Origin of the sequence: Streptomyces sp. NPDC102270 (assembly GCF_044766405.1) — a bacterium.
Lineage (GTDB): Bacteria > Actinomycetota > Actinomycetes > Streptomycetales > Streptomycetaceae > Streptomyces.
In genome coordinates, this window is the sequence record NZ_JBIWLX010000022.1 from 179397 (window position 1) to 203786 (window position 24390).

The window sequence follows — 24390 nt, forward strand, 5'->3', positions numbered from 1 at the left end:
CCCGGTTCCGGTGCCGGGTTCGTCCACACCAGGGGGAGGCGGAGCATGCGATCCGAACCGCTGTCGTTGACGACTCGCGGCGAACGCGTAAGGGGCGCGCGCCGCAGAACCTCCCCCGTGCTGGCGACCATGGCCCTCGCCTCGGTGCTGACACTGACCGCCACCGGCTGCGGCTCCGGCGGTCCGGACGCGAACGCGCAGGCCTCCGCCTCCGCCACGTCCGAGGGAGACGGCAAGATCACGATTCCGGACGACATCAGGGACAGGCTCAAGGAGCACGGGATCGATGTGGACAAGTGGAAGAACGGCGCCTGGAAGGACTGGGACAGGGACGACTGGCTGCGCGAGGCCCGGGACTACGTCAACCCGATCATCGAGGGCCTGTGGGACCCGGAGCGGATGCGCAAGGCCGAAGATCCCGGCCGCGGTGTCCAGGAGAGCGACCTCTCGGGTGACCAGGGCGTGACCGACCCGGAGCCGGCGCCGGTGGACGCGAAGGCCGTCCCGCCTACGTACCACGACAACGTTCCCGAGGCGGGCAAGGTGTTCTTCGACTCCCCCGAAGGCACGATGGTCTGTTCGGCGACGGTCGTGGTGGACCCGGCCCACCCGGGCAAGTCCAACCTGGTGTGGACGGCGGGGCATTGTGTGCACGCGGGCAGGAGTGGCGGCTGGTACCGCAACATCGCGTTCGTGCCCTCGTACAACGACCAGGCCCTCGCGGCAGGAGAGTTGGCCGGCGCGACCGAGGGTGAACTCGCGCCCTACGGCGTCTGGTGGGCCGACTGGGCGGGAACCTCGGACCAGTGGATCGCACAGGGCGGTCCGACCGGTGGGGAGGGCGCCCCGTACGACTTCGCCGTCATCCATGTGACGCCGGAGGAGGGCGGCAGCGGGAAGTCGTTGGAGGAGACGGTCGGTTCGGCCCTGCCGGTGAACTTCGCCGCACCGGCGGTGCCGCGGGTGGAGAGCATCACGGTGGACGGGTATCCCGCGGCGGCGCCGTTCGACGGGGAGACGCTGTACCAGTGCCAGGACAGGCCGGGACGGCTGTCGATCAACGCCTCGGATCCGACGATGTACCGGATCGGCTGCACCATGACCGGTGGTGCGTCCGGCGGCGGCTGGGTCTCGACCGGCGCGGACGGGGAGCCGGCGCTGGTGTCCAACACCTCGATCGGCCCGGTGAACGCGGGCTGGCTGGCCGGGCCCCGGCTGGGTGAGGCGGCCGAGGGGGTGTACGACACGGTCAGTCGGAAGTTCGCGGGGCAGTGAAGGCCCCCGGCGACTTCCGGCACCCCGACGACCACGACTTCCGGCACCCGGACGATCACAAACCCCGGTGACCCGAACACGCTGAGAGGCCCGCCCCTTCTCGAAGGGGCGGGCCTCTCAGGAGAGCTACGGCACTCAGGCCACAACCGGCACCGGCACATACGGCGCCAGGTCCGCGGCCAGTTCCTCGTGCACCCGCACCTTGAGCAGGGTGCCCTCCGCGGTGTGCTCCTCGGAGATCACCTCGCCCTCGTCATGGGCGCGGGCGACCAGCCTGCCGTGGGTGTACGGCACGAGCGCCTCGATCTCGACGGACGGCCTGGGCAGTTCGTTGTCGATCAGGGCCAGCAGCTCGGTGATGCCCTGGCCGGTACGGGCCGAGACCGCGATGGAGCGCTTCTCGATCCGCATCAGCCGCTGGAGCGTCAGCGGGTCGGCCGCGTCGGCCTTGTTGATCACGACGATCTCCGGCACGCCGGTGGCGCCGACATCCCTGATCACCTCGCGTACGGCGGCCAACTGCTCCTCCGGGTCCGGGTGCGAGCCGTCCACCACGTGCAGGATCAGGTCGGACTCACCGACCTCCTCCATGGTGGAGCGGAACGCCTCGACCAGGTGGTGCGGCAGGTGCCGTACAAACCCGACCGTGTCGGCCAGCGTGTACAGACGGCCGCTCGGGGTCTCCGCCCGGCGGACGGTGGGGTCCAGGGTCGCGAACAGGGCGTTCTCGACCAGGACTCCCGCGCCCGTGAGGCGGTTGAGCAGGGAGGACTTGCCGGCGTTGGTGTAGCCCGCGATGGCGACCGAGGGCACCTTGTGGCGCTTGCGTTCCTGGCGCTTGATCTCCCGGCCGGTCTTCATGTCCGCGATCTCCCGGCGCATCTTCGCCATCTTCTCGCGGATCCGACGCCGGTCCGTCTCGATCTTGGTCTCACCGGGACCACGGGTGGCGAGGCCGCCGCCCTTGCCGCCGCCCATCTGACGGGACAGCGACTGGCCCCAGCCGCGCAGCCTCGGCAGCATGTACTGCATCTGCGCGAGCGCGACCTGCGCCTTGCCCTCTCGGGACTTGGCGTGCTGGGCGAAGATGTCGAGGATCAGGGCCGTACGGTCGATGACCTTGACCTTGACGACGTCTTCGAGGGCGATGAGCTGGCCGGGGCTGAGCTCGCCGTCGCAGATGACGGTGTCCGCGCCGGACTCGACGACGATGTCGCGCAGCTCCAGCGCCTTGCCGGAACCGATGAAGGTGGCCGCGTCGGGCTTGTCGCGGCGCTGGATCACGCCGTCGAGCACGAGCGCGCCCGCGGTCTCCGCGAGGGCGGCGAGCTCCGCGAGGGAGTTGTCGGCGTCCTGCGCGGTCCCCGTGGTCCAGACGCCGACGAGCACGACCCTCTCCAGACGGAGCTGGCGGTACTCGACCTCGGTGACGTCCTCGAGCTCGGTGGAGAGGCCGGCGACGCGGCGCAGGGCCGCGCGCTCGGAGCGGTCGAGCTGCTCGCCGTCCCGCTCTCCATCGATCTCGTGACTCCAGGCGACGTCCTCTTCCATCAGGGCATCGGCCCGAAGACCTTCGGCGTAGGTGTGCGCGAGGAACTGCGTGTCCTGGGAAGAGGATGAAGAGGAGGTCATTTGATCCTTACGTCGATGAGGATGCCGATTCGGCGGTCACTTGGGACAACGCACGGGTACCCCGGGAGATTCCCGCGTCCCGTGCCGCGCCGACCTGAAGATGGTCGCACGGCACGGGGCGTCTCGTCACCGGCTTATTTCACCGGTGCGGCGGCGGGTGCCACGGCGGGTGCCACGGCCTTCCAGTCCGGGTGGCCGGGCATCGGCGGGGTCTTCTCGCCGTAGAGCCAGTCGTGGAGGAAGCCGCCGAGGTCCCGTCCGGAGATCTCGGAGGCGAGGTGCACGAAGTCGGCGGTCGACGCCGTGCCGTCCCGGTGTTCCTGCACCCAGGCCCGTTCCAGGCTCTCGAAGGACTCGCGGCCGATCTCCTGGCGCAGGGCGTACAGGACCAGGGCGGCGCCGTCGTAGACGTTCGGCCGGAAGATGCCGATCTTCTGGCCGGGGTTGGGCGGCTTGGGCGCGGCGGGTGGTCCGCCGGCGGCACGCCAGCGGTCGGAGGCGCCGTACGCGGCCTTCATACGGGCATCAAGGGTGCGGCCCGCCTTGGCCTCCGCGTACAGGGCCTCGTACCAGGTGGCGTGTCCTTCGTTGAGCCACAGGTCGGACCAAGTGCGGGGGCTGACGCTGTCGCCGAACCACTGGTGGGAGAGCTCGTGGACCATGATCGACTCGACGTACCACTTGGGGTAGGCGGGTTCGGTGAAGAGATCCTTCTCGAAGAGGGAGAGGGTTTGGGTTTCCAACTCGAAGCCGGTGTCCGCTGCGGCCATGAGGATGCCGTACGTCTCGAAGGGGTACGGCCCGACCTTGTCCTCCATCCAGGCGAGCTGGCCCGGGGTCTTCTTGAGCCAGGGTTCGAGCGCGGCACGGTCCTTCGCGGGCACGACGTCCCGGACGGGCAGTCCGTGCGGTCCCTCGCGGTGCAGCACGGTGGAGCGGCCGATGGACACCTGCGCGAGCTCGGTGGCCATGGGGTGCCGGGTGCGGTACGTCCAGGTGGTGGACCGGCCCACGCGGTCCACGTCCGTCGGCAGCCCGTTCGCGACGGCCGTGTAACCGTCGGGTGCGGTGACCCGGATGGTGAACATCGCCTTGTCGGAGGGGTGGTCGTTGCAGGGGAACACCAGGTGGGCGACGTCGGCCTGGTTGGCCATGGCGAGGCCGTCCGTGGTGCGTACCCAGCCGCCGTCCCGGTCCGCGGCGGAGACGGGGTCACTCGTGTGCCGGACGGTGATCCGCATCCAGCTGCCGCCGGGCAGCGGCTCGTCGGGGGTGACGACGAGGTCCTCGCCTGCGCCGGTGAAGGCCGCGGGCCGTCCGTCGACCACGACCGACCGGACCTCGCCGTGCGCGAAGTCGAGGTTGATGCGGTCGAGCTCGGTCGTCGTCCAGGCGTCGATCGTGGTGACGGCCGTGAGCGGCTTGCTGTTGCTGCCGGAATAGGTGAAGGAGAGATCGTACGACGCCACGTCGTAGCCGGGGTTGCCGAGGTGCGGGAAGAGGCGGTCACCGACGCCGAGCGGCTCTGCCGGGGCGCTCGCGGCGAGCAGACAGACGCAGGCGGCGGAGGCGAGCAGCGCGGCCGCCTTGCGCCGTCGGGCGTTTCCGGTACGGCGACGGAGGGCGTCGGGAGCAGGTCGACCGGCGTGGGTGGGGTGCACATGGGGGGTGAGCGGCATGCACCACCGCTACCAGCGCACGCGTGCGCCACGGCGGCGACGCGCGACCGGCCCACTCGAACGGGGTGCTCAGGCTCCATTGAGGAGACGCCTGTGGTCCCGTGGCCCAGCCACGCGCGCGTGAGGACGTGCCGAGCGATCCACACGCACGCGAAGGCCTGCGGACCGGACCGACCGATCCCGCACGCGCGCGATAAGGGCCACGGGCGTCACCCGAGCTGAGCGGCGATGGAGGGATGGCCCGGCTGGCCGGCCCAGGCGAAGTGCGACCAGAGGCCGGTGACGCGCAGGAGCCCTTCGGACTGCGCGCGCAGGGCCTCGGCGACCAGCTCGGCCCGGTCGGGCATGCCCCCGGAGGCGCCGGCACCGTCCCGGAAGGGCCGTCCAGGGCATCGGCCCCGTCCTGCCGAGCGGGTTCCTGAGGTGTCGATCCCGACGAGCGAGCCACCCCAAGCGTCGACCCCGGGCCGACGCGGCCCCCAAGACGCCGGCACCACCCGGACACGGCCCTCCGGGGCGTCGGTCTCTCCCCTGTCGGCGAGGGGCGTCGGTCCCCTCCCCGGCGGCGAGCCCTCCGAGGCCTCAATCCGATCCAGGTGGGGCGAGCCCATCCAAGGCGTCGGCCCAACCTGACGCGCTCCTCAAGACGCGCCGACACCGCCCCGGCCGCGCATCCAAGGGCCTCGGCTCCATCCGAACCGGGCCAACCCCTGAGGCGGGTGAGCGAGCCCCCTGGGCGCCGATCTCGGTCGGGGCCTCCCCGAGACACCGATCCCGATCGGGCGCGGCCCCCGTGAGATACCGGCACGATCCCAGACACGCCCCTCCATGACATCAGCCCGTCCCAGCCAGGCCAGCCCCCTGAGGCGCCCATCCCGGTCAGCGAGCCCCCTCGGCGTCGCTCCCGGTCGGGCGCCTCCCGAGACGCCGATCCGGACCGGAGGCAGCCCTCTAAGGCGTGGCCCTGATCCGACGCGCCCCCCAAGACGGCGACACCGTCCCGGACGAAGGCAGGCCCATCCAGAACGTCAGCACATCCAAGACGTGCCCCAAGACGCCAGCACATGCCAGACGCAGCGCCCGCGCCGTCCCTCACACCCCCGGCGTCTGCGCCCTGCTCACGTCATAGACGCCCGCCACGTTCCGCATCGCTCTCATCAGGGCGGGCAGCTGGGCCGCGTCCGGGAGCTGGACCGTGTATGTGTGGCGCACACGCTGCTGGCTGGGAGGTTCGACGGTCGCGGAGACGATCTCGGCGCCCTCGCCGGCCATGGCCTCGGTGAGGTCGGCGAGGAGGTGCGGGCGCCCGAAGGACTCCGCGAACAGCGTGACCCGGCACTCGGCGGTGTCGCCCCAGCGCACGCCGACCTCCTTGCGCCCCACGTCCTTCATGCGGGTCACCGCGGCGCACTCGACGCGGTGCACGGTGACCACTCCCCCGCGCACGGCGAACCCGGTGATCTCGTCGGGCGGTACGGGCGTGCAGCAGCCCGCCAGCCGTACGGTCGCGCCGGGCTGGTCGACGACGGCGACGGCGGTCTGGTCGTCGGGGCTCTGCGGGTCGCCGATGTTCCCGCCCACGCTGTCGGGCGTGTCCGCGGCCGACAGCTCCGCCGCGGAGGGCCGGAAGGAGTTGGCGGCTCCCCGCGCGGCCTGTGCGGCCTGCGCGTCCTCAGCCGTGGCGCCGGTCGTTCCGCTCCGCTCCCCGGCCTCCTCCGACGCCTCGTGCGAGGGGTGTGTGGCGATCCACCGCTGGATGGCGATCCGGGCGGCGGGCGTGTGCGCGTGCTCCAGCCACTCCTTGGAGGGCTCGGCGGCCGGGTCCTGCCCCATGAGGAGCTGGACGGTGTCGCCGTCCCTCAGGACGGTGCTCAGGGTCGCCAGACGGCCGTTGACGCGAGCGCCCAGGCACGCGTGCGCGTCCTCACCGTACTGCGCGTACGCGGCGTCCACACAGGTCGCGCCCTCGGGCAGGCCCAGGGTGCCGCCGTCGGGCCGGAAGACGGTGATCTCGCGGTCCTGGGCGAGGTCCTCGCGCAGGGTGGACCAGAAGGTGTCGGCGTCGGGCGCGGCCGCCTGCCAGTCGAGGAGCCGGGAGAGCCAGCCGGGCCTGGTGGGGTCCACCCGCTCCTCGTCGGCGCCCGCGCTCTGCTCCTCCGAGGCGTCCGAGGGGGAGGCGTACGGATTGCCGAGCGCGACCACTCCGGCCTCGGCGACCTTGTGCATCTGGTGGGTGCGGATGAGGACCTCGACGACCTGGCCGTCGCCGCGGGCCACAGCGGTGTGCAGCGACTGGTACAGGTTGAACTTCGGTACGGCGATGAAGTCCTTGAACTCCGAGACGACCGGCGTCATACAGGTGTGCAGTTCGCCCAGGACGGCGTAGCAGTCCGCGTCCTCGCCGACCAGGACCAGCAGACGGCCGAAGTCCGCGCCGCGCAGCCTGCCGCGCTTGCGGGCCGTGCGGTGCACGGAGACGAAGTGGCGTGGCCGGATGACGACTTCGGCCGGGATCCCGGCCTCGCGCAGCACCCCCCGCACCTCGTCGGCGATCTCGGCGAGCGGGTCGTCCGCGCGGGAGGCGTTGTCGACGATCAGCTCGCGCGTGTGCTCGTACTCCTCGGGGTGGAGGATCGCGAAGACCAGGTCTTCCAGCTCGGTCTTCAGGGCCTGGACACCGAGGCGTTCGGCGAGCGGGATGAGGACGTCACGGGTGACCTTGGCGATACGGGCCTGTTTCTCGGGGCGCATCACGCCGAGGGTGCGCATGTTGTGCAGCCGGTCGGCGAGTTTGATCGACATCACTCGGACGTCGTTGCCGGTGGCGACGAGCATCTTGCGGAAGGTCTCGGGCTCGGCGGCGGCGCCGTAGTCGACCTTCTCCAGCTTGGTGACGCCGTCGACGAGGAAGCGGACCTCCGCGCCGAACTCCTCGCCGACCTGGTCGAGCGTGACCTCGGTGTCCTCGACGGTGTCGTGGAGGAGGGAGGCCGTCAAGGTGGTGGTCTCGGCGCCGAGTTCGGCGAGGATGAGGGTCACGGCGAGCGGGTGTGTGATGTACGGCTCACCGCTCTTGCGCATCTGGCCGCGGTGCGAGGACTCGGCCAGGACCCACGCGCGGCGCAGGGGCTCGAGGTCGGCGTCGGGGTAGTGGGCGCGGTGGGCCTCGGCGACGTGGCCGATGGCGTCGGGCAGCCGGTCGCGGGCGGCAGGGCCGAGCAGCGCGGCGCGGCCCAGGCGGCGCAGGTCGATCCGCGCCCGCCAACGGGCGGCCGGGCCTGCTACCGGACCTGGGGTCGCGGGGTTCGTCGCCTCCGCACTCATGGGCACCTCCGGCTGCGTGGACCGGCGGACGGGGTGCCCCATGGCGGACACGGCTCAGGGGATGGCATCTGTCCCCCGTCCGGGCCGGTGCTTGATGCTACCGAGCCCATCACGCCCACCTGACCGCCTCTCGGCGAGCGTGAAACGGATCACCCATTCGAGCGATGGCTTCCAGGTTTACGATTCCGCGCCACCTGACCTGCGACTGACCGTGAATCCGCATCGCACGAGGGGTCGAGGGCTGGGGATCCATGCCTCCGGCGCTCTGATCTATACGATTCATATGGTCAACGAACCGCGTTTTCAAGCCAGTCGGCGTCGATCTCGCCCTCGGCGACGATCACCGCGGGGCCGGTCATCTCGATCTCGCCGTCGGTCCGCTCGGTGATCACCAGGGTGCCGCCGGGCACGTCGACGGTGTACGTCGCCGGGCTGCCGGTGGCCGTCGGGTCGACGCCGTCCCTGCGGGCCGTGGCCACAGCGACGGCACACGCGCCCGTGCCGCAGGACCGGGTCTCGCCCGATCCGCGCTCGTGCACGCGCATGGCGACGTGGCGGGGGCCGCGGTCGACCACGAACTCGACGTTGACCCCGCTCGGGTAGGCGGTGGCCGGGCTGAAGGGCGGCGGGGAGTACAGGTTGCCGGCGTGCGCGAGGTCGTCCACGAAGGCCACTGCGTGCGGGTTGCCCATGTTCACGTTCCGGGCGGGCCAGCTGCGGTCACCGACGCTCACCGTGACGTCCCCGGCGGGGAGCAGCGCCTTGCCCATGCCGACGGTGACGTCGCCGTTCTTCGCGATGTGCACGCTCTTCACGCCCCCGCGCGTGGCCACCGCGAGGTCGCCCTCGGTGACATGACCGGCGCGCTGGAGGTAGCGGGCGAAGACGCGTACGCCGTTGCCGCACATCTCCGCGACGGAGCCGTCGCCGTTGCGGTAGTCCATGAACCACTCGGCCTCCCCGGCCATATGCGTGGCCTCGGGGTGCTCGGCGGACCGTACGACATGGAGCAGGCCGTCACCGCCGATGCCGGCCCGGCGGTCGCACAGGGCGGCGACGGCGGCGGGAGGCAGGTCGAGGGCGTTCTCGGGGTCCGGGACGATCACGAAGTCGTTCTCGGTGCCGTGGCCCTTGAGGAAGGCGATCCGGGTGCTCATGTCTCGATCGTACGGTGCGGGCCGGTGAAGGCTCGTCGCGCGATTCTCCACGCCCTCGGAAGCGAAAAGCCTCTAGCGCAGCCTTGCCACTCGCCATACCGCCAGCACGATCACCAGCGCCACCAGCAGGACGTATGCCGTCACGACCCGCCAGTCGGCCCTGCGGTCCTCGCCGCGCCGCGGCAGGCCCGGCCACGTGTAACCAACGCGGCGCGCGGCCATCATGCCCCAGCCGGCCGCGCAGGAGCAGATCAGCAGGCCCAGCATCGCGATCACCGCTCCGCTGTCACCGAAGTCGAAGGCCAGCGGGAAGGCGAACATCAGGGAGCCGACCGCGGCCAGCGAGATGATGGGGGCGAGCTGCCAGATCCGCAGACGGCGCTGTGGGCGCAGCTCGACCTCGACCTCTTCCCCGCCCAGGAACATCTCCTCGGGCTCGGGGCCGTCGGCGGTCACACCGCCCAGGGTGTCGTCGGGCCCGTCGGGGCTCAGACGCTCCGCGTCCTGCTCCGGTTCACCGCTCTCGACGGTGAGGGGCTCGGTGCCTTGTGCGGTGTCGCGAGGGCCGGCCTCCATCGCCACGCGCCCTCCCAACTCGGACTCCACTTGGTCGATCGAAGCTCGATGATGGCACGCCGCCGGAGGCCGGGATGGCGGCCGGAGCGTCCCGATGCCAGGACGTGATCAGGCTGTAACCGGTCGTTCGACCAATGCCAGTGCGAGCTGCGGAAGTTCTGTGAGGTGCGCCGCAGCCCCACTCAACCAGTGCACCCGCGGATCGCGCCTGAACCATGAATCCTGACGGCGCGCGAAGCGTTTCGTGGCACGGACGGTCTCGGCCCGCGCGTCTTCCATCGTGCACTCCCCCGAGAGTGCCGCGAGGACCTGCTGGTACCCGAGCGCGCGCGAGGCCGTGCGCCCCTCGCGCAACCCTCGCGCCTCCAGCTCCCGCACCTCGTCCACGAGGCCCGCCTCCCACATGCGGTCCACCCGGCGCGCGATGCGCTCGTCGAGCTCGGGCCGGGCGACGTCGACGCCGATCTGGACGGTGTCATAGACGGAGTCGTGACCGGGGAGGTTGGCGGTGAAGGGTTTGCCGGTGATCTCGATCACTTCGAGAGCCCGGACGATACGGCGGCCGTTGCTGGGCAGGATCGCCCGCCCGGCCTCGGGGTCGGCGGCGGAGAGGCGGGCGTGCAGCGCGCCGGAGCCGCGCAGGACGAGCTCCTCCTCCAGCCGGGCCCTGACGTCGGGGTCGGTGCCGGGGAACTCCAGGTTGTCGACGGCCCCGCGGACATACAGGCCGGAACCGCCGACGAGGATCGGCCAGCGGCCCTCGGCGAGCAGTGCGTCGATCCTCGCGCGCGCCAGCCGCTGGTACTCGGCGACGGACGCGGTGACCGTGACGTCCCAGATGTCCAGGAGGTGGTGCGGGACGCCGTCACGTTCCGCGGGCGTCAGCTTGGCGGTGCCGATGTCCATCCCTCGGTAGAGCTGCATGGAGTCTGCGTTGACGACCTCGCCCCCCAGTCGTTGGGCGAGGAAAACGCCCAGATCGGACTTTCCGGCCGCGGTGGGTCCGACGACGGCGATGACGCGGGGGGCGGGGGGTGCGCTGCTCACCGCCCCAGTCTCGCAAACCTCGGGGCACCACCTCGAACGAGTTACGTGACAGCCCGGGCCCGGGGTCGTTGCCAGTTGCGTGGTTTCCGCCGCCCTGGTCAAGGAGGCGGCGATCCGGATGGCGCAAACGGGCGCACCGGACGACGCGGGATTTCCCCCGCACGCGTAACGTATGGAGTGAATATGGGCGTTTTCGCACGACTTCTCCGCAGGTCGAAGGCTACGGAGGAGGCGTCAACCGCCGAGACGCAGGCCGACATCCCGACGGCCGAGCCCGCGGCGGAGGAGGCGGCAGAAGCGAAGGGATCGACCGACGCCAAGGCCGAGGCCGGCACTCGGACCGAGACCGAGGGCGGGACGCAGGTCGAGCCGCAGGCCGAGGTCGGGGAGACCGGCGCGGCAAAGGACACGGACGGATCGACGGCGACGGAGGCCGTCGAGGACGCGGGCGCCGAGAGCGTCGAGATCCCCAAGCAGCAGTCCGCGGCCGAGGCAGCCGATCATGAGGCCGGCGAAGGCGCCCGCACGTAACTGTCCCGCGTGGGAAGGCAAGCGATGGGTCTCCTGGACAACTTCAAGGCCAAGCTCGGCCCGGCCAAGGGCAAGGTCTCCGGCCTCGCGCAGCAGCACGGGGGCAAGATCCAGCACGGTCTCGACAAGGCCGCGAAGGTCGTGGACGAGAAGACCAAGGGCAAGTACAGCGACAGGATCCAGACCGGCACGGGCAAGGCCAAGGACGCCATGGACCGACTCGCGCGCAACGACGGAACAGAGGGACCGGGGGGCGGCAGCGCGCCCCCGACCTCACCGCCGCCGGCTTCCTGAACGGCAGCACGGCACACCGGCGGACGGCCCGAGGCAGGACGCCTCGGGCCGTCCGCCGTATGCCAGGCCCCCGCGCCCAGGACTCCCGACGGCCCCCGCGTGCCTCGTGGTCTGGCGGCTCTGCGACGGCCGTCAGGACCAGGTCGCGACCAGGTACCCCACACCGTACGGAGCGTCCTCGTACAACAGCGAGCCGCCGAGGCCGGCACCCTCCGCCGCACCCGCGAGGACCTGCCAGCAGGCCCGGCCGGAGGCCTTCAGTTCGTACGCCAGCTCGGCGTCCAGCGCTCGCAGCGCCGCCACGTCGGCCGTACCCAGCGCACGCGCGACCTCTGCGTCGAAGGGAGCCGCGCGCTCGTCGAGGTAGCCGGGTGCCTTGAGCGTGCGGCAGGCGCTGGCGTCGCCCATCACCAGCAGCGCCACCCGCTCGGCCCGGGCGGCGATGTCCCTTCCGGTCCTGATACACCGCTCGGGCTCCAGAGGTTCCCCCACCCCGAGTCCCTCGATCGGGGCGTCGGACCAGCCGGTGCGCTCCAGGAGCCAGGCGGCGACGGCGAGGGAGGCCGGGAGCTCACGCTCGGACTCCGTGTCCCTCTCCGCGTCCCTGCCGAGCCGCACGTCGAGATCCACGCCGAAGCCACGGAAAGAGCCGCGGCTGCCCTCGGGGAGCACACCGCGCCCGCTCCGCTCCGCGGGTCCGACGACCACGAGCAGTGAGGGCCGAGCGGCGGCGAGCACGCCGAGCGCGTCCGTGCAGGCGGCTCGTGCGGCGTCCAGCTCGGGCGCGGCGCCCGCGGCGACCTCGGGGACGAGAAGAGGCGGGCAGGGGCAGACTGCGGCGGCGACAAGCATGATCGGGAGCCTATCGTCAGGGTTGCTTCGGCCCGGGTTCCGAGCTCCACACCAGCTCGGCCAGCTGGTAGGTCACGCCGAAGGTGGACACCATGCCCTTGATGTACGCGTAGTAGGCATCCCCGTCCCCGATCCGGTAGACCTCCCGGCGCTTCTGGCGCAGCCCGGAGCGCGGGCGATGCGTGCAGGCGATCTCGTAGAGGCGGGCGCGGGCCTGTTCCCGGGTGCCCTCGAAGCGGGCCACCTCTTCGGAGCCGTCGTCGATCCCGCCCTCGGTACCGGCCTGCACGACGACCACCCAGCGCGCCGTGGCCCGGTCCCCGCTCAGTGCGCCACGCAGCCGCTCGTGGCCGCCGGCAACGGCTCGGGAACCCCGATCTTCGGCAGGCCCAGCAGGACACCCGCGGGCTTGGCGGCCTCGGCCACGTTCCGCTTCTCCCACGCGTCTCCCGCGCGCGTGCGGCGCACGTCGAGGACGGCGCCCTCGGCGAGGAGGTGGTGGGGGGCGGCGTAGGTGATCTCGACCGTGACCACGTCGCCGGGGCGGACCTCCTGGTCGGGCTTGGTGAAGTGGACCAGGCGGTTGTCGGGGGCGCGGCCGGAGAGGCGGTGGGTGGCGCCGTCCTTGCGGCCCTCGCCCTCGGCGACCATGAGCTCCAGGGTGCGGCCGACCTGCTTCTTGTTCTCCTCCCAGGAGATCTCCTCCTGGAGGGCGACGAGACGCTCGTAGCGCGCCTGGACGACCTCCTTGGGGATCTGGTTCTCCATGGTGGCCGCCGGTGTCCCGGGCCGCTTGGAGTACTGGAAGGTGAAGGCCTGCGCGAAGCGGGCCTCGCGGACGACGTGCATGGTCTGCTCGAAGTCCTCCTCGGTCTCGCCGGGGAAGCCCACGATGATGTCGGTGGTGATCGCCGCGTGCGGGATGGCGGCGCGCACCTTCTCGATGATCCCCAGGTAGCGCTCCTGGCGGTACGAGCGGCGCATCGCCTTCAGGACCGGGTCGGAGCCGGACTGCAGGGGCATGTGGAGCTGCGGCATGACGTTCGGCGTCTCGGCCATCGCCGCGATCACGTCGTCGGTGAAGTCGCGCGGGTGCGGGGACGTGAAGCGGACGCGCTCCAGTCCCTCGATCGCGCCGCACGCGCGCAGCAGCTTGCTGAACGCCTCGCGGTCGCCGATGTCGGAGCCGTAGGCGTTGACGTTCTGGCCGAGCAGCGTGATCTCGGAGACGCCCTCGCCGACCAGCGCCTCGATCTCGGCGAGGATGTCGCCGGTGCGGCGGTCCTTCTCCTTGCCGCGCAGCGCCGGGACGATGCAGAAGGTGCAGGTGTTGTTGCAGCCGACGGAGATCGACACCCAGGCCGCGTAGGCGCTCTCGCGCCGGGTCGGCAGCGTGGACGGGAACGCTTCGAGGGACTCGGCGATCTCGACCTGCGCCTCCTCCTGCACGCGCGCGCGTTCCAGCAGGACGGGCAGCTTGCCGATGTTGTGGGTGCCGAAGACGACGTCCACCCAGGGCGCCTTGCGCACGATGGTGTCCCGGTCCTTCTGGGCGAGACAGCCGCCGACCGCGATCTGCATACCGGGCCGCGAGGCCTTTCGCGGCGCGAGCCGGCCGAGGTTGCCGTAAAGCCGGTTGTCGGCGTTCTCCCGCACCGCGCAGGTGTTGAAGACGACGACGTCCGCGTCCCCGTCGGAACCCTCGGGGGCGGGCACGTACCCCGCCTCCTCCAGCAGGCCGGACAATCGCTCGGAGTCGTGGACGTTCATCTGGCACCCGTACGTGCGCACTTCATACGTTTTCGGAGATGAAACGTCCACTGCCGGGCTCCGGTCGCTGCTGATGGTCATGGGTCAAGGGTAGGCGCTTGCCGGAGCGGCACGGCCCGGTCGCCCACGGCCTGCACGGAGCGGTACGCCCCACGATGACGTGAATCACGTACGGGGCGACCACGGGGGCTTTGCATGACCATACGCGGTGATGCATAATCTTCCTATGTCCAAGGTCCTCACGTCCCTCCCCGCCGGCGAACGCGTCGGCATCGCCTTCTCCGGCGGTCTCGACACCTCCGTCGCGGTCGCGTGGATGCGCGACAAGGGCGCCATCCCCTGCACCTACACCGCGCACATCGGGCAGTACGACGAGCCCGACATCGACTCGGTGCCCGGCCGCGCACAGGCCTACGGTGCCGAGATCGCGCGCCTGGTCGACTGCCGGGCCGCGCTGGTCGAGGAGGGCCTTGCCGCGCTCACCTGCGGCGCGTTCCACATCCGCTCGGGCGGGCGGGCGTACTTCAACACCACGCCCCTGGGCCGGGCCGTCACCGGCACGCTGCTGGTGCGGGCGATGATGGAGGACAACGTCCAGATCTGGGGCGACGGTTCGACCTTCAAGGGCAACGACATCGAGCGGTTCTACCGCTACGGCCTGCTCGCCAACCCGAACCTGCGGATCTACAAGCCCTGGCTGGACGCGGACTTCGTGACCGAGCTCGGCGGCCGCAAGGAGATGTCCGAGTGGCTGGTCGCGCACCAGCTGCCGTACCGGGACTCGACCGAGAAGGCGTACTCCACCGACGCCAACATCTGGGGCGCCACGCACGAGGCCAAGACCCTGGAGCACCTCAACACCGGCATCGAGACCGTCGAGCCGATCATGGGCGTCAAGTTCTGGGACCCGTCGGTCGAGATCGCGCCCGAGGACGTGACGATCGGCTTCGACCAGGGCCGCCCGGTGACCATCAACGGCAAGGAGTTCGGCTCCGCCGTCGACCTGGTCATGGAGGCCAACGCGATCGGCGGCCGGCACGGCCTGGGCATGTCCGACCAGATCGAGAACCGGATCATCGAGGCGAAGAGCCGCGGCATCTACGAGGCCCCCGGCATGGCCCTGCTCCACGCGGCCTACGAGCGTCTCGTCAACGCGATCCACAACGAGGACACCGTCGCCCAGTACCACAACGAGGGCCGGCGCCTGGGCCGTCTCATGTACGAGGGCCGCTGGCTGGACCCGCAGGCCCTGATGATCCGCGAGTCGCTCCAGCGCTGGGTCGGCGCGGCGATCACCGGCGAGGTCACCCTGCGTCTGCGGCGCGGCGAGGACTACTCGATCCTCGACACCACGGGCCCGGCGTTCTCGTACCACCCGGACAAGCTGTCGATGGAGCGCACCGAGGACTCGGCCTTCGGCCCGGTGGACCGGATCGGCCAGCTGACCATGCGCAACCTCGACATCGCCGACTCCCGCGCCAAGCTGGAGCAGTACGCGGGTCTCGGTCTGATCGGCACCGGCAGCCCCACGATCGGCGCCTCCCAGGCCGCCGCGACGGGCCTGATCGGCACCATGCCGGAACTGCCCGAGGGCGGCGCCGAGGCGATCGCCTCCCGCGGCGAGGTCTCGGAGGACGAGGCCCTGCTGGACCGGGCGGCGATGGAGTTCGGCACGGACTGAGTCACCTGTGCGGAAGGGACCGGTGCGAGACAGCGCCGGCCTCTTCTCATGCCCGCCCCTCCCGCGACCGCATCAACGGCTGGATCCGCGTCCCGAACTTCTCGATCCCGTCGAGGAAGTCGTCGAAGACGAGCATGATCCCCTTCGTCCCCTCGACCCCGGCGATCTCGTCGAGCATGCGCGCGACACTCTCGTACGACCCGACGAGCGTCCCCATGTTGAAGTTCACGGCGCCCTCGGGCAGCACGATGGTGCGGGCCGTGGAGGAGTCGTCGGCGGTGGTGTCCGTGGCCGACTCCCCCGCCATGTAGGCCAGCGCCGCGCGGTCGGCGCCGTCGTGGTAGTCCTGCCACTTCGCGCGGGCGGCCTCGTCGCTCTCGTCGGCGACGACCATGAACAGGGACAGCGCGCCGACGTCCCGGCCGGTCTCCCGTGCCGCCTCCACGAGCGTGGCCGCGCTGTCCGCGAAGGCGAGCGGGGTGTTCACACCGCTGCCCAGGATGAAGTTGTAGTCGGCGTGCCCGGCGGCGAACCGCATGCCCGTGCCGCTCTGTCCGGCGGCCACGATGTCGATGTGCCCGTTCGCCGGCCGCGGTGAGAGCACGCAGTCGTCCATCTCGTAGAACTCACCCTTGAAGTTGCTGACGCCCTCACTCCACAGCTCCTTCATCACCGTCACGTACTCCTCGGCGCGCGCGTACCGGTTGCCGAAGTGTTCGTCGCCGGGCCAGACGCCCATCTGCGTGTACTCGCCGGGCGCCCAGCCGGTGACGATGTTGACGCCGAACCGCCCGGGGGCGATGGAGTCGACGGTGACCGCCATGCGGGCGACGATGGCCGGCGGCAGGGCGAGAATGGGCGTGGAGGCGTACAGCCTGATCCGCTCGGTGACCGCGGCCAGGCCCGCCATCAGCGTGAACGACTCCAGGCAGTGGTCCCAGAACTCGGTCTCGCCGCCGAAGCCCCTGAGCTTGATCATCGAGAGGGCGAAGTCGAACCCGTGCTCCTCGGCCTTCTGCACGACCGCCTTGTTGAGCTCGAAGCTCGGCATGTACTGCGGGGAACTCTTCGAGATGAGCCAGCCGTTGTTGCCGATGGGGATGAAGACACCGATGTCCATGCCGCTCCTCATGATCGGAGACTGCCCGGTGCGACGGCACGGTACACGGCCGGGATTTCGGCAACTTCCTGTGAAGCATGGGTAGTTGAGGTAAAGGAGCGGTGGGGAACAGCTCGTCGGAAACGGTGAAGCAGGTTTCGGACGGAAACAGGAACGATAAGTTCCCTCCATGAACGCGCGGCTCGCTCTCCTCGGCACGGTCACCCCTGGTGCGACGGAGAGCGAGGTCTTCCGGCTGGCGCTCGGGCATGCGGTCGGCGAGCTGAGCGCGCTCGGCGGGACCGTCCACCTGCGCGGCCCGATGTCCGCGCTGCGCCTGGTGTCGTCCGTCGGCCTGCCGCCCGCCCTCACCCGCTCCTGGGAGATCGTCGACCAGGAGGGCCCCGTGGCCCCGGCCCGCGCACTTCAACAGGGCAAGGGCGTCTGGGTACCGCTGTCCGAGGACGCTCAGCAGAAGGCTCCCTGGCCCGGTACCGGCCTCGCCGCCCTGCCCGTCTTCAGCGGCCGGCGCAGCATCGGCGCGCTGACGGTCCTGGCCGGCGAGCGGGGCGAACCCACTCCGGAGCACTGGGGCTTCCTGCGGGACGTCGTCGCCTGGGCCGAGGACCGCATGGCCCAGGCCCCGCCGCCGTCCGGCCCCTCCCAGGCGGAACTGGGCGGCGAACGGCTCCGGCAGGCCCTGAAGGAGGTTCAGGTCGGCTCCTGGGACTGGGACATCCGCAATGGCGACCTGATCTGGGACGAGGCCGCCCTGGCGCTGTACGGCACCCGCCCGGCCGACTTCACCGGCCGGATCGACAACTGGATGCGGATCGTCCATCCCGACGACCTGGCGCCCACGCTGGCAGCGGCGCAACGGGCCATCCTCGACCACAGCGTCTACGAGGCCGAGTACCGCGTACGGCGCCTGGACGGCACCTGGGGCTGGACGCAGGCCCGCGGCCGGGCCACCTACGACGAGCGGGGCGAGCCCCTCCGGATGATCGGGGTGGGCTGGGAGAGCAACGAGTCGCCCACCGCGCGCGGCGCCCTCAGCAGAGCTCTGAGACACATGAGCGACGGCTTCCTCGCGGTGGACGACGAGTGGCGGATCACCTTCGCCAACCTGGAGGCGGAACGCTTCCTCGGCTTCTCCGAGGAGGAGCTCTTCGGACGCCTGCTGTGGGACCTGCCCGCCACCCGGCAGGTCCCGGGTCTGAAGGAGGGCTGTCTGCAGGCCGCGGCCGACGAGAGGTCCGCCGGGTTCGACGTGTACATCGCGGAGTGCCGGCGGCGACTGCACGTACGGCTGGTGCCGGGACCCGACGGCCGCACCCTCTACTTCCAGGACGTCACGGAGAAGCGCCGGCTGGCGCAGGAACGGCAGGCGGCGGAGCGGGCCGCGGCCGAGCGGGCGGTGCGGATCGCCGAGCTGACCACGGAGCTCGCCAAGGCTACGACCTCGCGGGACGTGGTGGACGCGGTCGCCCGCCGGGTGCTGCCGCCGTTCGCCGCCTCCGGGCTGATGGTCCAGGTCAGCGAGGGCGACCGGCTCCACCACGTCGGCGCGGTCGGCTACCCGCGGGACTTCGTGGCCCTCCTCGACAGCCGCCGCCGGTCGACGACCGGCGACCCCGCCTGGGACACCATCGCGTCCGGCCTCCCGCTGTTCATCTCCTCGGCGCGCGAGTACGCCACCCTCTATCCCGAACTCGCCGACTTCCCCACCCGCGGCGACAAGAAGTCCTGGGCGTTCCTGCCGCTGACGGCGTCCGGGCACACCTTCGGCGTCTGCGCGGTCTCCTTCGACCGGCCCCGGGTCCTCGACGACGAGGAACGCGCGCTGCTCACCACGATCACCGCCCTGGTCGCCCAGTCCCTGGAGCGGGCCCGCCTCTACGACGCCGAGCACACCCGGTCCCGGGAACTCCAGCGCAGTCTGCTCCCCCAGGCCCTGCCCGACCTGCCCGCGTGCACGGCGGCCGCGCGCTATCTGCCGGCCGGGCAGGGCGCGGACGTGGGCGGCGACTGGTACGACATCATCCCGCTGTCCGGCGGACGGGTCGCACTGGTCGTCGGCGACGTGATGGGCCACGGCCTGCCCGAGGCGGCCACCATGGGCCGGCTGCGCACCGCGGTGCACACCCTGGCCGACCTGGAGCTGCCGCCCGACGAGATCCTCGGCCACCTCAACGACATCGTCGGCGGTATGAGCGAGGCGTCGTACGCCACCTGTCTGTACGCGCTCTACGACCCGACGACCCGGGTCTGCTCCATCGCCCGGGCCGGCCATCCGCCGCCCGCTCTGGTACGGCCCGACGGAACCGTGCACTTCCCCGAGCCGGACGCCGATCCCCCGCTGGGCGCGGCCAAGCCACCGTTCGAGACGGCCGAGTTGGAGGTGCCCGAGGAGAGTCTGCTGGTGCTCTACACCGATGGGCTGGTGGAGTCGGCGAAGCGGGAGATCGACGAGGGCATGGCCGAGCTGGCGCGGCTGCTCGGCGCCGCCCACGCCGACGGGACCGCCGTAGACCTTGAACGGCTGTGCGACAGGCTGACGGCCGGTCTGCTGCCGGCGGACCAGCCGGCGGCCGACGACGCGGCGTTCCTGGTGGCCCGGCTGCACGCGCTGCCGGCCGACCGGATGGCCGCCTGGTCCCTGCCCGAGGACCCGAAGGCGGCGAGCCAGGCCCGTGGCCACGTCCGCGAACAGCTCGCGGCCTGGGACCTGGACGACCTGTCCGCCACCACGGAACTCCTGGTGAGCGAACTGGTGGGCAATGTCGTCCGGCACGCCCGCGGCCCGGTCCGGCTGCGCCTGCTGCAGACCACCGAGCTGATCTGCGAGGTCTACGACGGCAGCCAGACCATGCCCCGGATCCGCCATGCCGCGGAGACCGACGAGGGCGGCCGGGGCCTCCAGCTGATCTCGGCGCTCTCCACCCGCTGGGGCGCCCGCTACACCCCCACGGGCAAGTGCATCTGGACGGAACAGTCTCTGCGGGGCCCGGCCGAGCCGACGGACGTGGTGTTCCTGAACCCCGCGGACTTCGACGAGGACTGGGACGCGCTCCTGTGACGACGTGTGCCCGTTCGGCCCAGCTCGACGGGCCGGATGCGGGGCGCGTCCCTAGCGTCGTGGTGACGGCTGTTCCGGCCCCACCCGAAAGGCACGACCCATGGGAATACGCATCACGCTCACCGGCGCCGCGCTGGCCGTCCTGGCCACCGCCGGACCACTGACCGGCGTCGCACACGCCCAAGGCGACCTGGACTGCGCCGACTTCCGCTTCCAGGAGGACGCGCAGGCGGTGCTCGACCTCGACCGCACAGACCCCAACCGGCTCGACGAGGACCAGGGCCGGGACGACGGCATCGCCTGTGAGGTGCTGCCGCACCGGGGCACCGCCGCCGTGAGTGCGGCCACGCCGCTTCCGACTCTCGGTGTCCAGGGCGGTTCCGGAGGCAGTGTGGGCCCGGCCGGTTTCGAACGGGCGATCGGCGTGGCGCTGGCGCTCGGCGGAGCCGGGCTCGCGGGCGCGTATGTGGTGCGCCGACGCCGGGCCACCCAGCCGCAGGCCCGCCTCAAGGATCGATGAGCCCTGCCCTTATCGCGTACCGGGTCAGCTCCAGGCGGTCCCGCATCCCCAGCTTGTGCAGCAGGTTCGCGCGGTGCCGCTCGACCGTCTTCGCACTGATGAACAGCAGCTCGCCGATCTCCTTCGTGGTGTGCCCCTCGGCGACCAGCTTCAGGATCTCCTCCTCGCGTTCGGTGACGGCCCGCCTGGGCAGGTCGTCACCGCGGTGCAGCCGGTCCAGGTAGGAGCGGACGAGGGCCCGTTCGGCACCGGGGTAGACGAAGGATTCGTCGCGTACGGCGGCCCGGCACGCCTCGACGAGATCGCGGTCGGCGACGGACTTGAGCACATATCCGCTGGCCCCGGCCTTGAGCGCCTCGAAGAAGTACTGCTCGTTGTCGTACATCGTCAGGATCAGGATCCGCAGGTCCGGCAGCCGCCGGGACAGCTCGCGAGCCGCCTGGAGCCCGGTCATCCGCGGCATGGCGATGTCCAGTACGGCCAGATCGATCTCACGCGCGCGTGCCAGCTCGACCGCCTCCGCGCCGTCCCCCGCCTCGGCCACGACCGTGAGGTCCGGCTCCCCCTCCAGGATCAGCCGGACCCCTCGTCGTACGAGGGTGTGGTCGTCGGCGAGCAGCACACGCGTCGGCTCCCGCATCAGCGCGCCCCCGCGGCGACCGGTATCCGCAACCGCACGTCCGTCCCCCGCCCGGGACCGGCCCGCACCGAGAACACCGCCCCGACCAGCAGCGCCCGCTCCCGCATCCCCTGGATCCCGGCCCCTTCGGGCGCTCCGTCCAGCCCCTTGCCGTTGTCGCGCACGAGGAGTTCGACTCCCCCCGAGACCGGCTGGAGCCGCACCTCGGCACGGTCGGCGGCAGAGTGCCGCGCGGTGTTAGTGAGCCCCTCCTGGGCCACCCGGTAGACGACCAGCTCCGACTCCTCGGTCAGCCGGGGCAGCTCGCCGCCGACGTGGTGGCGCACGGTCAGCCCGTGCGTGGTGAACTCGGCCGCGAGCGACCGCAAGGCGCTCGGCAGCCCGAGTTCCTCCAGCACACCGGGCCGCAGCCGGCGCGCGATCCGGCGGATCTCGTCCAGCCCGGCCCGGGTCGCCTCCTGCGCCTGCCCCACTTCCTCCCGCAGCTCCGCCGGCGCGCGGTCGGCGACCCGCTTCAGCTGGAGCAGAACGGCGGTCAGCGTCTGCCCCACCTCGTCGTGGAGCTCGCGCGCGATGCGATGCCGCTCCCGCTCCTGCGCGGACAGCGCGTGGGCCGCACCGGTCGCCCGCTCGGCCTCCAGCCGGTCGAGCATGGTGTTGTACGTCGTGATCAGCGCGGCCGTCTCGGAAGGACCGGAGACGGGGGCACGCACCCCGGGGCGCAGCAGATCGGCGGCTGCCATGGCCCGCCCCAGCCGCTGCAGCGGGACGAGCCCGACCCGCAGCACGAGGGCGTTGGCGACCAGCAGCAGGGCGAGCCCTCCGAGGACGATCACGGCCTCCCCCTGCCGTACGGGCGTCGACACGGTGACCGGCCCCAGCAGCAGCGCGGCGGCGACGACGAGGCCCGCGGCGTTGAGCGAGAAGATCCGCCAGAACAGCGACACGGCCCTGCCCTCGCCTCTCCCGTCCGACGCCCGAGGCCCGAGCCTCGCCGGTCCCCGCCGCTCGCGTATATCCGTCACGTCACCCATATCGCCACCGTACGGGGGCCTGGCAGCATGCGAACCCGGCACCCGTGATCACACGAACTGCAAGGGGAAGAAACGTGTCTGCTCCACGCCTGAGGGCGACGCCGCTGCCGGGAATCGGGGTCCAGTACGACCTCATGACCCGCGAGGACCGCCATCTTTCCGTGGTGGCGCACCGCGATGGTGCCCGCACGGTGAGCGTGTACCGGGCCGACGACCCCGACTCCTGCGCCCAGTCGCTGCGCCTGACGGGTTCCGAGGCGGGCGCCCTGATCGACGCGCTGAAGCCCTCCCACCACAGCGCCAGCCTCCTCTACACCTCCGACCTCGGCCTGGTGGCGGAGCGCATCGAGGTGGCGGCCGGTTCCCGTTGGAACGGCCGGATCCTGGGCGACACGAAGATGCGCACGGACACCGGCGCGTCCGTCGTGGCGGCCCTGCGCCGGGCCGAGGCGATCCCGTCGCCCGCACCGGACTTCCGCCTGGCGGGCGGCGACATCCTCATCGTCGTGGGCACCCGCGAGGGCGTGGACGCCGCCGCGGCGATCCTCGGGCGGGAGTGAACGCGTGCACTCCGCGGTCCTCCTGATCGAGTTCGGCTCGATCATCCTCGGCCTGGGTCTCCTCGGCCGTTTCGCCGCCCGTTTCCGCCTCTCCCCCATCCCCCTCTACCTCCTGGCCGGCCTGGCCTTCGGCGAGGGCGGCCTGCTCCCCCTCGGCGCGAGCGAGGAGTTCGTCTCCATAGGCGCCGAAATAGGCGTCATCCTCCTGCTCCTGATGCTCGGCCTGGAGTACACGGCCGGCGACCTGGTCACCAACCTCAAGGCCCACTACCCCTCGGGCCTGGTCGACGGCGCCCTCAACGCCCTCCCGGGAGCGGCGGCCGCACTCCTCCTCGGCTGGGGTCCGGTGGCGGCGGTGGTCCTGGCAGGCGTCACCTGGATCTCCTCCTCGGGCGTCATAGCCAAGGTCCTGGGCGACCTCGGCCGAGTCGGCAACAGGGAAACCCCGGTCATCCTCAGCGTCCTGGTCCTGGAGGACCTGGCGATGGCGGTCTACCTGCCCATCGTCACCGCCCTCGTGGCCGGCGCGGGGCTGCTGGCCGGAAGCCTGACGCTGGCGATCGCCCTCGGGGCGGCCGGCCTGGTCCTCTTCGTGGCGGTCCGCTACGGCCGCCTGATCTCCCGCTTCGTCTCGAGCGACGACCCGGAGAAGCTCCTCCTGGTGGTCCTGGGCCTGACGATCCTGGTGGCAGGCGTGGCCCAGCAACTCCAGGTGTCTGCAGCGGTGGGCGCGTTCCTCGTCGGCATAGCCCTCTCGGGCGAGGTGGCGGAGGGCGCCCACACTCTCCTGAGCCCCCTGCGCGACCTCTTCGCCGCAGTCTTCTTCGTCTTCTTCGGCCTCCACACGGACCCGGCGAGCATCCCCCCGGTCCTGCTCCCCGCCCTGGCCCTGGCCCTGGTCACGGCAGCCACGAAGATCGCCACCGGCTACTGGGCGGCCCGCCGAGCCGGAATCTCCCCCAAGGGCCGCTGGCGCACGGGCGGCGCGCTGGTGGCCCGCGGCGAGTTCTCGATCGTCATAGCGGGCCTGGCGGTCTCGGCCGGCATAGAACCCAGCCTCGGGCCCCTGGCCACGGCCTACGTCCTCATCCTGGTCATCCTCGGCCCCCTCACGGCCCGCTACACAGAGCCCCTGGCGACGCGACTGACGACCCGCCGCGAGGCCCCGACGCCAGCGGAGAGCGGTTCGCGGGTGACGGAGGCGTCGGTGGGGCGGGACGGGGCCTGAGGGGGCGCGCCGGGTCAGGTTGTCGGGCGGGTGCGGGCCCGTGGGGGCTGCTCGCGCAGTTCCCCGCGGTGCCGCTGCGCTGGGCTTGAGCGGGGCGCCTGAGGGGGTGCCGGTCAGGTTGTCGGGCGGGTGCGGGCCCGGGGGGGCTGGTCGCGCAGTTCCCCGCGCCCCTAGGGGGTTGCAGCCACCGCGCCACGACGGAACCGTTCGCCACCTCCCGCACTACGCCGGACCGCGCGCCACCACGGGCCGCTGGCCGCGTACGGCGGCGAGGGGACGGGGTGGGGGGTGTCCGCCCGCAGCGGCCGGCGTCCGTTACCGAGCCCTGCTCAAGCAGCCGAGCCGCCGGACCGAGGACGGACACCCCCCACCCCGGCACCGACCCACCCACCGAACCCCACGCGCTACACAA

The 24390-nt window shown here is 71.6% G+C and carries 21 protein-coding genes; 8 read left to right on the forward strand and 13 right to left on the reverse strand.

Features of this window, described 5'->3' with window-relative positions:
* Positions 1-45 precede the first annotated feature (45 nt).
* A complete protein-coding gene (locus ACIRP7_RS37830; RefSeq protein ID WP_403669083.1) occupies positions 46-1275 on the forward strand; it encodes a trypsin-like serine peptidase in 1230 nt (409 codons plus the stop codon).
* Between the two features lie 135 nt (positions 1276-1410).
* Here the strand turns inward: ACIRP7_RS37830 and hflX are convergent, their stop codons facing one another.
* The 7 genes from hflX to miaA all read right to left on the reverse strand — a co-directional run bounded on the left by hflX (position 1411) and on the right by miaA (position 10690).
* On the reverse strand, positions 1411-2907 hold the full coding sequence (gene hflX, locus ACIRP7_RS37835) for a GTPase HflX (RefSeq protein WP_352382373.1): 1497 nt from the start codon (positions 2905-2907) through the stop codon (positions 1411-1413).
* Positions 2908-3041: 134 nt separating this feature from the next.
* The gene (locus ACIRP7_RS37840) at positions 3042-4586 is read right to left on the reverse strand and encodes a M1 family metallopeptidase (protein ID WP_403669087.1); all 1545 of its coding nucleotides are present in this window, start codon (positions 4584-4586) and stop codon (positions 3042-3044) included.
* A gap of 209 nt (positions 4587-4795) precedes the next feature.
* Positions 4796-4933: a hypothetical protein gene (locus ACIRP7_RS37845; protein ID WP_403669090.1), complete on the reverse strand. Its 138-nt coding sequence runs from the start codon at positions 4931-4933 to the stop codon at positions 4796-4798.
* Between the two features lie 745 nt (positions 4934-5678).
* Entirely contained in the window at positions 5679-7910 is a 2232-nt protein-coding gene (locus ACIRP7_RS37850; protein ID WP_403669093.1) for a RelA/SpoT family protein, read from the reverse strand.
* Positions 7911-8197: 287 nt separating this feature from the next.
* Entirely contained in the window at positions 8198-9067 is an 870-nt protein-coding gene (gene dapF, locus ACIRP7_RS37855) for a diaminopimelate epimerase (protein ID WP_403669096.1), read from the reverse strand.
* 72 nt (positions 9068-9139) lie between these two features.
* The gene (locus tag ACIRP7_RS37860; RefSeq protein ID WP_403669148.1) at positions 9140-9643 is read right to left on the reverse strand and encodes a hypothetical protein; all 504 of its coding nucleotides are present in this window, start codon (positions 9641-9643) and stop codon (positions 9140-9142) included.
* Positions 9644-9751: 108 nt separating this feature from the next.
* Positions 9752-10690: a tRNA (adenosine(37)-N6)-dimethylallyltransferase MiaA gene (miaA, locus tag ACIRP7_RS37865; RefSeq protein WP_403669099.1), complete on the reverse strand. Its 939-nt coding sequence runs from the start codon at positions 10688-10690 to the stop codon at positions 9752-9754.
* Between the two features lie 183 nt (positions 10691-10873).
* On the opposite strand from miaA, the gene ACIRP7_RS37870 reads away from it, so the two are divergent.
* Together ACIRP7_RS37870 and ACIRP7_RS37875 are read left to right on the forward strand one after the other, a co-directional pair.
* The gene (locus tag ACIRP7_RS37870; RefSeq protein WP_403669102.1) at positions 10874-11221 is read left to right on the forward strand and encodes a hypothetical protein; all 348 of its coding nucleotides are present in this window, start codon (positions 10874-10876) and stop codon (positions 11219-11221) included.
* A gap of 24 nt (positions 11222-11245) precedes the next feature.
* Complete coding sequence (locus ACIRP7_RS37875; protein ID WP_403669105.1) at positions 11246-11515, forward strand: antitoxin; 270 nt, start codon at positions 11246-11248, stop codon at positions 11513-11515.
* Positions 11516-11647: 132 nt separating this feature from the next.
* On the opposite strand, the gene ACIRP7_RS37880 is transcribed toward ACIRP7_RS37875, so the two are convergent.
* The 3 genes from ACIRP7_RS37880 to miaB are packed head-to-tail and all read right to left on the reverse strand — an operon-like array spanning position 11648 to position 14218.
* Positions 11648-12367, reverse strand: coding sequence for a class III extradiol dioxygenase subunit B-like domain-containing protein (locus ACIRP7_RS37880; protein WP_403669108.1), 720 nt, complete (start codon positions 12365-12367; stop codon positions 11648-11650).
* Between the two features lie 16 nt (positions 12368-12383).
* On the reverse strand, positions 12384-12656 hold the full coding sequence (locus ACIRP7_RS37885) for a hypothetical protein (protein ID WP_403669111.1): 273 nt from the start codon (positions 12654-12656) through the stop codon (positions 12384-12386).
* A gap of 35 nt (positions 12657-12691) precedes the next feature.
* On the reverse strand, positions 12692-14218 hold the full coding sequence (miaB, locus tag ACIRP7_RS37890; protein ID WP_403669114.1) for a tRNA (N6-isopentenyl adenosine(37)-C2)-methylthiotransferase MiaB: 1527 nt from the start codon (positions 14216-14218) through the stop codon (positions 12692-12694).
* 145 nt (positions 14219-14363) lie between these two features.
* Between miaB and argG the strand changes: the two genes are divergently transcribed.
* On the forward strand, positions 14364-15818 hold the full coding sequence (gene argG, locus ACIRP7_RS37895; RefSeq protein WP_352382392.1) for an argininosuccinate synthase: 1455 nt from the start codon (positions 14364-14366) through the stop codon (positions 15816-15818).
* Positions 15819-15864: 46 nt separating this feature from the next.
* Here the strand turns inward: argG and rutA are convergent, their stop codons facing one another.
* Positions 15865-16938, reverse strand: a complete 1074-nt coding sequence (gene rutA, locus ACIRP7_RS37900; protein WP_403669118.1) for a pyrimidine utilization protein A — start codon at positions 16936-16938, stop codon at positions 15865-15867.
* Between the two features lie 169 nt (positions 16939-17107).
* Between rutA and ACIRP7_RS37905 the strand changes: the two genes are divergently transcribed.
* Positions 17108-19996 carry a SpoIIE family protein phosphatase gene (locus ACIRP7_RS37905; protein WP_403669121.1) on the forward strand — a complete coding sequence of 963 codons (2889 nt, stop codon included), beginning with the start codon at positions 17108-17110 and terminating at the stop codon, positions 19994-19996.
* A gap of 100 nt (positions 19997-20096) precedes the next feature.
* Entirely contained in the window at positions 20097-20516 is a 420-nt protein-coding gene (locus ACIRP7_RS37910) for a hypothetical protein (RefSeq protein ID WP_403669124.1), read from the forward strand.
* Here ACIRP7_RS37910 and ACIRP7_RS37915 read toward each other — a convergent pair.
* Both ACIRP7_RS37915 and ACIRP7_RS37920 read right to left on the reverse strand, forming a co-directional pair.
* Positions 20503-21156: a response regulator gene (locus tag ACIRP7_RS37915; RefSeq protein WP_403669127.1), complete on the reverse strand. Its 654-nt coding sequence runs from the start codon at positions 21154-21156 to the stop codon at positions 20503-20505. The genes ACIRP7_RS37910 and ACIRP7_RS37915 overlap by 14 nt on opposite strands.
* Positions 21156-22103 carry a HAMP domain-containing sensor histidine kinase gene (locus ACIRP7_RS37920; protein ID WP_403669130.1) on the reverse strand — a complete coding sequence of 316 codons (948 nt, stop codon included), beginning with the start codon at positions 22101-22103 and terminating at the stop codon, positions 21156-21158. The genes ACIRP7_RS37915 and ACIRP7_RS37920 overlap by 1 nt, the downstream gene beginning before the upstream one ends.
* Positions 22104-22264: 161 nt before the next feature.
* Between ACIRP7_RS37920 and ACIRP7_RS37925 the strand changes: the two genes are divergently transcribed.
* A complete protein-coding gene (locus ACIRP7_RS37925) occupies positions 22265-22750 on the forward strand; it encodes a cation:proton antiporter regulatory subunit (protein ID WP_403669133.1) in 486 nt (161 codons plus the stop codon).
* 4 nt (positions 22751-22754) lie between these two features.
* The gene (locus ACIRP7_RS37930) at positions 22755-23978 is read left to right on the forward strand and encodes a cation:proton antiporter (protein WP_403669135.1); all 1224 of its coding nucleotides are present in this window, start codon (positions 22755-22757) and stop codon (positions 23976-23978) included.
* The last annotated feature ends 412 nt before the right edge of the window (positions 23979-24390 follow it).

What these genes read in the sequence shown, in the direction of transcription:
- ACIRP7_RS37830 (WP_403669083.1), top strand. Translation starts at nt 46, where the DNA reads ATGCGATCCGAACCGCTGTCGTTGACGACTCGCGGCGAACGCGTAAGG.
- hflX (WP_352382373.1), bottom strand. Translation starts at nt 2,907, where the DNA reads ATGACCTCCTCTTCATCCTCTTCCCAGGACACGCAGTTCCTCGCGCAC.
- ACIRP7_RS37840 (WP_403669087.1), bottom strand. Translation starts at nt 4,586, where the DNA reads ATGCCGCTCACCCCCCATGTGCACCCCACCCACGCCGGTCGACCTGCT.
- ACIRP7_RS37845 (WP_403669090.1), bottom strand. Translation starts at nt 4,933, where the DNA reads ATGCCCGACCGGGCCGAGCTGGTCGCCGAGGCCCTGCGCGCGCAGTCC.
- ACIRP7_RS37850 (WP_403669093.1), bottom strand. Translation starts at nt 7,910, where the DNA reads ATGAGTGCGGAGGCGACGAACCCCGCGACCCCAGGTCCGGTAGCAGGC.
- dapF (WP_403669096.1), bottom strand. Translation starts at nt 9,067, where the DNA reads ATGAGCACCCGGATCGCCTTCCTCAAGGGCCACGGCACCGAGAACGAC.
- ACIRP7_RS37860 (WP_403669148.1), bottom strand. Translation starts at nt 9,643, where the DNA reads ATGGAGGCCGGCCCTCGCGACACCGCACAAGGCACCGAGCCCCTCACC.
- ACIRP7_RS37870 (WP_403669102.1), top strand. Translation starts at nt 10,874, where the DNA reads ATGGGCGTTTTCGCACGACTTCTCCGCAGGTCGAAGGCTACGGAGGAG.
- ACIRP7_RS37875 (WP_403669105.1), top strand. Translation starts at nt 11,246, where the DNA reads ATGGGTCTCCTGGACAACTTCAAGGCCAAGCTCGGCCCGGCCAAGGGC.
- ACIRP7_RS37880 (WP_403669108.1), bottom strand. Translation starts at nt 12,367, where the DNA reads ATGCTTGTCGCCGCCGCAGTCTGCCCCTGCCCGCCTCTTCTCGTCCCC.
- miaB (WP_403669114.1), bottom strand. Translation starts at nt 14,218, where the DNA reads ATGACCATCAGCAGCGACCGGAGCCCGGCAGTGGACGTTTCATCTCCG.
- argG (WP_352382392.1), top strand. Translation starts at nt 14,364, where the DNA reads ATGTCCAAGGTCCTCACGTCCCTCCCCGCCGGCGAACGCGTCGGCATC.
- rutA (WP_403669118.1), bottom strand. Translation starts at nt 16,938, where the DNA reads ATGGACATCGGTGTCTTCATCCCCATCGGCAACAACGGCTGGCTCATC.
- ACIRP7_RS37905 (WP_403669121.1), top strand. Translation starts at nt 17,108, where the DNA reads ATGAACGCGCGGCTCGCTCTCCTCGGCACGGTCACCCCTGGTGCGACG.
- ACIRP7_RS37910 (WP_403669124.1), top strand. Translation starts at nt 20,097, where the DNA reads ATGGGAATACGCATCACGCTCACCGGCGCCGCGCTGGCCGTCCTGGCC.
- ACIRP7_RS37915 (WP_403669127.1), bottom strand. Translation starts at nt 21,156, where the DNA reads ATGCGGGAGCCGACGCGTGTGCTGCTCGCCGACGACCACACCCTCGTA.